Below are 6,735 nucleotides of genomic sequence, written 5' to 3' on the forward strand. Positions count from 1 at the left end.
TTACGGCGTGTCCTGCAAGCCCACACCGCCCCGCCATCCCACGGAATGCCGCTTCGGCTTTTGACGTTGCCGTAGCCTTGAGCAGGTGCAGGGCGTAGCCCTGCAAAGAAACTACTCCGCCACAGACTCGACCTGCCGCGGTTCCGGCCTCGTATCCGGCAGCTGCCAGAAAATCATCGTCGAGGTCAGCGTGATCGCCCCCACGCAGATGAACGTCGCATGCAGCGCCGCCGTCGCACCATGGCCTTCCAGGTGCGTGCCGAACGCCGCCAGCAGGCTGCCGGCCGCCGCCGCGCCGAAGCCGGCCGCGAGCATCATCACCATCGACAGCAGGCTGTTGCCCGAGCTGGCGTACTCGCGGTCCAGGTCACGCAGGGTCACGGTGTTCATCACGGTGAACTGCAGCGAATTGACCGCACCGAAGAACGCCAGCTGCACCAGACGCCAGGCGAGGTGCTGGCCCGGGTCCATCAGGATGAAACTGGCCATCGCCAGGCCCACCAGCACCGTATTGATCATCAGCACGCGGCGGTAGCCGTACTGTTCAACCAGCCTCACCGCCAGCTTCTTCGACACCATGCCTGCCGCGGCCACCGGCACCATCATCAGGCCCGCGTGCATCGGGCCCAGGCCGAGGCCGACCTGCAGCAGCAGCGGGATCAGCATCGGCATGGCGCTGCTGCCGATGCGCGAGAACAGGTTGCCGAGGATGCCGATGCGGTAGCTTGGCACGCGGAACAGTGCCAGCGAGAACAGCGGCGCGGTGGAATTGGCCGCGTGCAGCCAGTAGCCGACCAGCGCGGCCAGGCCGGCCACGGTCATCAGCATGATCAATGCGTGCGGCGTGCCAAGGCCGGAGATGCCGTCCAGCGCCAGCGACAGTACCACCATCGCGAAGGCCAGCATGATGTAGCCGCGCAGGTCGAAGCGGGTGCGGTGGCTGGCGTAGTGGTCGGGCATGATCTTCATCGCAGCGATGAAACCGATAACGCCGATCGGCAGGTTGATCAGGAACACCCAGTGCCACGAGGCGATTTCCACCAGCCAGCCGCCGAGGGTGGGGCCGATCAGCGGGCCGATCAGGGCGGGGATGGCGATGAAGCTCATCGCCCGCAGGAAATCCTCGCGAGGCACCGAGCGCATCACCGCCAGGCGGCCGACCGGCAGCAGCATCGCGCCGCCGATGCCCTGCAGCACGCGCGCGCCGACCAGTTGGTGCAGGTGCTGGGCCAGCGCGCAGGCCAGCGAGCCGAGGGTGAACAGGATGATCGCCACCAGGAAGGTGCGGCGGGTACCGTAGCGGTCGGCGATCCAGCCGGAGGCGGGGATGAAGGTGGCGACCGCCAGCGCGTAGCTGAACACCACTGACTGCATCTGCAGCGGGCTTTCGCCCAGGCTCTTGGCCATCGCCGGCAGCGCGGTATTGACGATGGTCGAATCGAGCATCTGCATGAAGATCGCCAGCGAAACCAGCCATAGAAGCGGGCGGAAACGGGCGTATTCGGCGGCGGATGCGGCGGTGTCGGGTGCGGGCGTGCCTGCGGGCGACGGTTCGGACATGGCGTGGGGGCCGGTGCAGCATGGGGCCGCCATGATCGCGCACTGCGAGTCACGGCGCGATCAATGCCGCGCCGTGGCCCGTGCCGGGGTTCAGCGCTGGCTGTGCGCGTGCACCGCGTCGACCAGCACCTGCACGTGTGCCGGGTCCATGTCCGGCGACATGCCATGGCCGAGGTTGAACACATGGCCCTCGCGCGAACCTCCGTTGCCGGCCGCATAGGTGTCGAGCACGCGTGCAGCGGCCGCGGCGATGGCGTCGGGCGAGGCGTACAGCGTGGTCGGGTCGAGGTTGCCCTGCAGGGCAACGCGGCCGCCGGTGCGGCGCAGCGCCTCGTCCAGGTCCAGGGTCCAGTCCAGGCCCAGCGCATCGGCGCCGGTCTGCGACAGTGCTTCCAGGTGCAGGCCGGTGCCCTTGCCGAACAGGATCAGCGGCGCACGCTCGCTGCCTTCGCCGCGTTCCAGGCCTTCGGCGATGCGCTGCAGGTAGCGCAGCGAGAACTCGCGGTACATCGCCGGCGACAGCACGCCGCCCCAGGTGTCGAACACCTGCAGGGCCTGTGCGCCAGCCGCGCGCTGTGCGCCGAGGTAGGCGATGACCGCGTCGGTGGTGACGTCCAGCAGGCGGTGCAGGGCCTGCGGGTGGTTCAGCGCCATCGCCTTGATGCGCGCGAAATCCTTGCTGCCGCCGCCTTCCACCATGTAGCAGGCCAGCGTCCACGGGCTGCCGGAGAAGCCGATCAGCGGTACCTGGCCGTCCAGTTCGCGGCGGATCAGGCGCACCGCCTCCATCACGTAGCCCAGGTCCTGTTCCATGTCCGGCACCGCCAGCCTGGCAATGGCGGCTTCATCACGCACCGGGTGGCGGAACTTCGGGCCTTCGCCTTCAACGAAGTACAGTTCCAGGCCCATCGCATCGGGAATGGTGAGGATGTCCGAGAACAGGATGGCCGCGTCCAGCGGGAAGCGGCGCAGCGGCTGCAGGGTGACCTCGCAGGCGATCTCCGGGTTCTTGGCCATGGCCAGGAAGCTGCCGGCCTTGGCCCGGGTCGCGCGGTACTCCGGCAGGTAGCGGCCGGCTTGGCGCATCAGCCAGACGGGGGTGCAGTCCACCGGTTCGCGGCGCAGGGCGCGCAGCAGGCGATCGTTGCGGAGGGGGCTGGTCACGATGGGCATTCCTTGGGCGAAAGTTGGCAGCGGCGTCAGTCGCCGTGCGAAAGCATCTGGAAGCCGCGATGCAGTTCGGCATCGCGGGCCTTCTCGAAGGCGTGGCGGGCTTCGTCTGCCTGCAGGAACAGCTCGCGCCGCAGCTGCGAGCGCGCACCGACGCGGCCGCTCTCGCGCAGCAGCTCCCAGCCGCCGAACAGGTCCGGCTGCAGGCTCAGGCGCAGGAAGCGCGGTGCCTGCGCACCGGCATCGGGATGTTGCAGGTAGACGTGCATGAGGCCGATTGTATCGCCCCGGGGGCGACACGGACCTGTAGAGCCGAGCCCATGCTCGGCTGCGCTTCATGCCGCGAAGGCCCGGTAGCGCCGGGCCATGCCCGGCAGACGCGCGCGGTGTCAACCCGCGCCCAGCACCTTCAGCACCGCCGCTTCATCCACGTCCGGCACCACTTCGGCCCGGCCCATGCCGCGCCACAGCACCAGGCGCAGGCGGCCGGCCACGTTCTTCTTGTCCAGCCGCATGCGGCCGAGCAGGGCCTGCGGGTCGAGCCCGGCGGGGATCGCCACCGGCAGCTGCAGCTTTTCCAGCAGCGCCTGCAGGCGCACGCGGTCGGCATCCTCGGCCAGGCCCAGGTCGGTGGACAGCTTCGCCGCCAGCACCATGCCCACGGCCACGGCCTCGCCATGGTTCAGTGCATCGCGGCCCGGGGCCGAATAACCCTGCTCGGTCTCGATGGCGTGGCCGAAGGTGTGGCCCAGGTTGAGCAGGGCGCGCTCGCCCTTCTCGAACGGGTCGCACTCGACGATGGCGGCCTTGTGCCGGCAGCTGCGCGCGATGGCTTCGGCCAGCGCGGCGTCTTCGCCGGCCAGCAGCGCCTCGGCGTGCTGCTGCAGCCATTCGAAGAACACCGCATCGCCCAGCGCGCCGTACTTCACCACTTCGGCGAGGCCGGCACGCAGTTCGCGCGGCGGCAGGGTGGCCAGCACGCCGGTATCGGCGATGACCGCGCGCGGCGGATGGAAGGCGCCGACCAGGTTCTTGCCGGCCGGGATGTCCACGGCGGTCTTGCCGCCCACCGAGGAATCGACCATCGCCAGCAGGGTGGTCGGCAGCTGCACGCAGTCCACGCCGCGCATCCAGCAGGCCGCGGCGAAACCGGCCAGATCGCCGACCACGCCGCCGCCGAGGGCGAACACGCAGGCATCGCGGGTGGCGCCCAGTGCGGCCAGTGCTTCGATGGCGCGGCCGAACTCGGCCAGGGTCTTGGACGCCTCGCCGGCCTGCAGCACGTGCTCGCCGACGATCAGGTCCGGGCGCGCGGCCAGCAGGGTCTGTTTCACGACGGCCAGGTAGCGCGGGGCGACTTCGCTATCGCTCAGCAGCAGCACGTGGCGGCCGCGCACATGCGAGGCCAGCGCAGCGCCGTCGGCCTGGGCACCGGCGCCGATGGTGATGGAATAGGGGCGGTCGCCGCCAACGGCGACCTGCAGCAGGGCGGGGGAGGTCATGCAGTCAGGTCCTGGCGCTGCCATTGCGTGGCCAGCTTGACGACAAGCTGGGCGGTGGCGTCGGCAGCGGTAAACGGGTCGGTGTCGAGGGTGAGGTCGGCCAGCTCGCGGTACAGCGGGTCGCGCAGCGCGGCCAGATCGTGCAGCACCTGCTCGCGGTCCGGGCGCTGCAGCAGCGGCCGGCCCTTGTCGCGGGCCAGGCGTTCCAGCTGGGCCGCCACGCTCACGCGGAGGTAGACCACGAAGCCGCGCTGGGCGATCAGCGCACGGTTGCCTGCTTCCAGCACGGCACCGCCACCGGTGGAGACCAGCTGGCCCCGACCTTCCAGCACGCGGGCCAGTGCCTCGCGCTCATGGCCACGGAAGCCGGCTTCGCCGGAGTGTTCGAAGATCGTGGGAATGCTGGCCCCCGCCGCGTCGACGATGGCCTGGTCGACATCGACGAAGTCCAGCGTGAAGCGCTCGGCCAGGCGGCGGCCGATGCAGGTTTTGCCGGCGCCCATCGGGCCGATCAGGATCAGGTTCGGAGCAGGATTCATGCTCTCTGATCCTACCACTTCCGCACCCCCGGCCTGGCACGATGGTTGCTGTTGGAAGCATCCTTCGTGCCGCAGCGGCGGCCTCAGCGCACCGCCTGTACCTGGCGCTGGCCGTCCAGCACCACCACATGGTCGGCGCGGTCGGGCAGGGCACGCAGCGCCTGCCGGCTGACCCGTTCGTAATACTGCACGAAGCGCTCCAGCTGCGGACGGCTCATGCCGTGCCGCCCGGGCTGGGCAGCCTGCAGGTTCTGTTCCTGCTGCCAGCGCCAGCGCGGCACCACCGAGAAATCCGGTGGCTGCAGGAACCACAGGCGGTCGCAGCGCTGCCACAGCACCGGGTAGTCGCGGGCCAGGGCCTGGTTGCACCAGCGCCGCCAGCGGCCATCCGGGTCGGCCTCGCGCTCCAGCGCGTTCAAGGGGCTGTCCAGCTCGGCATCATCCTGCGCGGGCGTGCCGAGGAACCAGCCTTCGAACACCAGCAGGTCCAGCGGGGCGTCCAGCGCTGGCCATTGCGCCTCGGGCAGGCGCTCATCGGCCAGTTTGTCGAAGCGCGGCAGTGCCAGCGGCTGGCGTGCGGCCACCGCGTCGAGCACGGCATGGGCCAGCGGCAGGTCGTGGGTGCCGGGCGGGCCGCGGGTGATCAGCAGCGGGTGGACCCGACGGGCCAGGCGCTGGCGCTGCGCGCGGGTCAGGTAGACATCGTCGATGGAGAGCGTTGCGGCGTTCAGCCCACGGGCCTGGGCACGGGCCACCACCTGCGCGGCCAGCGTCGATTTGCCGCTGCCCTGCAGGCCGCTGATCGCCAATACTGGCACCGTGGCGCCGCTGGCCAGCGCATCGTCAAGCGCCTGCTCGGCAAGCGCATCCGGGAATCCTTTCACCTGGGGCATGTACGCAGCAGCAACCATGCCGCCACAATAGCCCAATCCTTGTGAGAAGAAGCGAGCCATGAGCGACCTTTACGCTGAAGCCCTGTCCACCTTTGCCGCCCTGTTCGAAGAGGCGAAGCAGAGCCGCGAGGTCGAGCCCAACGCGATGACCGTGGCCACTGCTGATACGCAGGGCCGGCCGTCGGCGCGCACCGTCTTGTTGAAGGCGTTCGACGAGCGCGGCTTCGTGTTCTACACCCACCTGGACAGCCACAAGGGCAACGAACTGCAGGCCAATCCACAGGCGGCGCTGCTGTTCCTGTGGCGCAGCCTGCGCGAGGCCGGCATCCAGGTGCGCATCGAAGGGCGCGTGGAGCAGGTGGCCGATGCCGAGGCTGATGCCTATTTCGCCAGCCGCCCGCGCATGAGCCAGATCGGCGCATGGGCGTCGCTGCAGTCGAAGACGCTGGCGACGCGCGAGGAGTTCGATGCGCGCGTGGCCGAGGTCGAAGCCCGTTTCGAGGGCAGGGACGTACCGCGTCCGGACGGCTGGAGCGGCCTGCGCGTAGTGCCGGACCGCATCGAGTTCTGGTACGGCGCGCAGTTCCGCCTGCACGAGCGCTGGTGCTACGACGCCGGTGCCGAAGGGCGCTGGAGCAAGCGGCTGCTGTATCCCTGAGGCAACCCGATGCAACGCCTGCCGCTGTACCGCGTGGTGGTGTTCGTGCCGCCGGCAGCATTGGACGCGGTGAAGCAGGGTATCCTCGCAGTGGACGCGCTGGCGGCCGGCGACTACGAGCACGGTATGTGGTGGTCGGCGCCGGGGTGCGAGCAGTTCCGCCCGCGGGTGGGTGCGTCGCCCGTCCAGGGGGAGGAAGGACGCACCGAAGTGGTCGACAGCGTGCGCCTGGAGTTCTGTCTGCCTCGGGATACGCAGCGGCTGCAGCGCATCTTGGAGCAGGGCATCGTGCCGCATCATCCGTGGCGGGTGCCGGTGGTGCAGGTGGAGGAGATCGAGCTGCTCCTGGCCGGCGGGTTGCCGTTGTAGAGCCGAGCCCATGCTCGGCTGCTTCCGCGGGAACATCAGCCGAG

At 69.7% G+C, this 6,735-nt stretch carries 8 protein-coding genes; 2 read left to right on the forward strand and 6 right to left on the reverse strand.

The features are described 5' to 3' along the window. Positions 1-111 precede the first annotated feature (111 nt). From mdtD to DCO49_RS18970, 6 genes are all read right to left on the reverse strand, one after another. Entirely contained in the window at positions 112-1,593 is a 1,482-nt protein-coding gene (gene mdtD, locus DCO49_RS18945; RefSeq protein WP_243402782.1) for a multidrug transporter subunit MdtD, read from the reverse strand. Positions 1,594-1,650: 57 nt separating this feature from the next. Beyond that, a complete protein-coding gene (gene hemE / locus DCO49_RS18950; RefSeq protein WP_116865307.1) occupies positions 1,651-2,733 on the reverse strand; it encodes a uroporphyrinogen decarboxylase in 1,083 nt (360 codons plus the stop codon). 26 nt (positions 2,734-2,759) lie between these two features. After that, positions 2,760-2,999, reverse strand: a complete 240-nt coding sequence (locus DCO49_RS18955) for a WGR domain-containing protein (RefSeq protein ID WP_106468857.1) — start codon at positions 2,997-2,999, stop codon at positions 2,760-2,762. Positions 3,000-3,119: 120 nt separating this feature from the next. Then, a complete protein-coding gene (gene aroB / locus DCO49_RS18960; RefSeq protein WP_116865308.1) occupies positions 3,120-4,232 on the reverse strand; it encodes a 3-dehydroquinate synthase in 1,113 nt (370 codons plus the stop codon). Next, positions 4,229-4,771, reverse strand: a complete 543-nt coding sequence (locus tag DCO49_RS18965; protein ID WP_116865309.1) for a shikimate kinase — start codon at positions 4,769-4,771, stop codon at positions 4,229-4,231. The genes aroB and DCO49_RS18965 overlap by 4 nt, the downstream gene beginning before the upstream one ends. A gap of 83 nt (positions 4,772-4,854) precedes the next feature. Beyond that, entirely contained in the window at positions 4,855-5,682 is an 828-nt protein-coding gene (locus DCO49_RS18970) for a kinase (protein WP_116865310.1), read from the reverse strand. A 40-nt stretch (positions 5,683-5,722) separates the two neighbouring features. Here DCO49_RS18970 and pdxH point away from each other — a divergent pair, with 40 nt between their 5' ends. After that, positions 5,723-6,322 (forward strand): pyridoxamine 5'-phosphate oxidase, encoded by a 600-nt coding sequence (pdxH, locus tag DCO49_RS18975; protein ID WP_116865311.1) that lies wholly within the window; start codon positions 5,723-5,725, stop codon positions 6,320-6,322. 9 nt (positions 6,323-6,331) lie between these two features. Beyond that, positions 6,332-6,691, forward strand: coding sequence for a hypothetical protein (locus tag DCO49_RS18980; RefSeq protein WP_116865312.1), 360 nt, complete (start codon positions 6,332-6,334; stop codon positions 6,689-6,691). Positions 6,692-6,735 lie beyond the last annotated feature (44 nt).

The sequence above is a fragment of the Stenotrophomonas sp. SPM genome, assembly GCF_003105135.1.
Lineage (GTDB): Bacteria > Pseudomonadota > Gammaproteobacteria > Xanthomonadales > Xanthomonadaceae > Stenotrophomonas.